The organism is Arthrobacter sp. TMT4-20, assembly GCF_054510775.1.
In genome coordinates this window covers 1-1,341 of the sequence record NZ_JBTNDW010000039.1, presented here as the reverse complement: position 1 = coordinate 1,341, position 1,341 = coordinate 1, and the positions used below count along the sequence as shown (strand labels likewise).

Genomic DNA, 1,341 nt, shown 5'->3' with positions numbered 1-1,341 from the left:
TGTTATGAGTCGCGACATGGACTACATGTGAGTCGCGACATCGACGACACCCCCAGCTTCGGCTGGGGGTGTTTTCTTTTGTCTGGATTGATAGTTGCGGGTTGGGTCGATGGTGAGTTCGCGGAGGATCTCTCCGGTGCCGGGTGTGGTGATCATGACTTCGCGGTCGTGGACGAGCATCAGGACGGTTTGGCGGGCGTACGCGCGACCGATTCCGATATGGTGCAGGCGTCCGTTGTAACGCAGGGTGACTTTGCCGGCAGCGTCGATCCGGTCGACGCGGATGCGCCAGTGTCCTCCTTGTTTGGGTTGGTTGGGACTGGCTTTCGGCGTGGTTTGGTAGGCCTGCGCTGGGGTTCGACGGTTCAGTGCCCGGTGCGGGCGTTGATGGTTGTAAACCCGTTGGAACGTGTGGAGCTGCTGGTTCAGTGCCTGGAGTGTCGGTGCTGGGGGTTGGCCGTGGAGCCAGCGTTTGAGGGTTTGGTGGAAACGTTCAATCTTGCCTTGGGTTTGCGGGTGTCCCGGGGACCCGTTTTTCTGGGTGATGTTCAGCGTGTGGAGCAGGTTTTCGAAGGCGTTGCGGCCTCCTTTGCCGCCGGCGAAGCGTGCGGTGTAGACGAGCCCGTTATCGGTCAATGTTGAGGCGGGGAGCCCGTATTGCTCGGTGGTGGCAAGGAACGCCTGGACGACGATGGATCCGGTCACGGGGCGGTAGCCGGTGCAGGAGAGCAGGTAGCGGGAGTGATCATCGAGGAAGTTCAGGATCTCGACGTCGGTCCCGTCGTCCAGGGTCCAGTGGGTGAAGTCGGATTGCCAGGTTTCGTTGGGTTGGGCCGCTTCGAAGCGGTGCAACGATGATTTGGGGCGTTTCTTCGGTTCCGGGGTGATCAGCCCGGCGTTCACGAGGATCCGGCGGATCGTTGAGGTTGAGGGGGCTTTGAGCCCTTCTTGTTCGAGGTGCCAAGCGATGGTCTGCGGTCCTGCGTCCAGGCCTGCCTTCGTGAGCTCCGCGCGGAGTTCTCGGATCCGCTGGGTCGTCGCTTCCGGTGTGGCGTGCGGGCTGGCCCGCGGCCGTTTCGAGCGGGGTTCAACTGCGTCTAGACCGCCGTGTTCGTAGCGGCGGACCAGCTCGTGGACCCACTGTCGGCCGACCCCGTATCGGCGGGCTGCTTCGGCTTTGGTGAGTCCTTGTTGCACCACGGACAAGACAATGACCTTTTGCTTCGACATGGGCTCATACTCAGGCCCCTAAAGTGTCGCCGATGTCCCGACTCACCGGCGGGTATCAACTGTCGCCCATGTCGCGACTCATGTGTCGCCTATGTCCTGAACCTAGACACC

The 1,341-nt window shown here is 61.7% G+C and carries 1 protein-coding gene; it reads right to left on the bottom strand.

Annotation, left to right across the window (positions count from 1 at the left end; all coding sequences use genetic code 11):
• Window positions 1-21 precede the first annotated feature (21 nt).
• Complete coding sequence (locus tag ACX80Z_RS15930) at window positions 22-1,230, bottom strand: IS481 family transposase (RefSeq protein ID WP_459316574.1); 1,209 nt, start codon at window positions 1,228-1,230, stop codon at window positions 22-24.
• Window positions 1,231-1,341: the final 111 nt, after the last annotated feature.